Below are 325 nucleotides of genomic sequence, written 5' to 3' on the forward strand. Positions count from 1 at the left end.
GGTCATCCAGCAGGGTGAGCGGGTGGCAGCGGCCACCGCCAAAGGGAAAGTGGCCCTTAAAATCCATCTGCCAGAGCCGGTTGGGTTCGTCATGTTCGAAGCGACCGGTGGCGGGGATACCCGGAGGCAGCCCCGGGAGCAGGCCGTGACGGGCCATCAGGTTATGGACAGTGCTGCAGGCAGGCATGGCATGACCCAGGTCTTCCAGCCAGCGCTTAACCTTGCGGGCCCCCCAGCGTGCGTGGGTGGCATGGGCGATGCGCAGCAGGTCGGTCGTGACGTCAGGGGTCTGGTTAGGAGAGTGACGCGGTGCCCGGGAGCGGTC

At 66.5% G+C, this 325-nt stretch carries 1 protein-coding gene; it reads right to left on the reverse strand.

Going from position 1 to position 325, the window contains the following annotated elements; translation table 11 throughout:
- Positions 1–325 (reverse strand): transposase family protein (locus tag M8013_RS00060; protein ID WP_472925654.1); only part of this gene is annotated, 325 nt, incomplete at both ends.

Source organism: Silvania confinis, from assembly GCF_025564085.1.
In the GTDB taxonomy this organism is placed as follows: Bacteria; Pseudomonadota; Gammaproteobacteria; order Enterobacterales; family Enterobacteriaceae; genus Enterobacter; species Enterobacter confinis.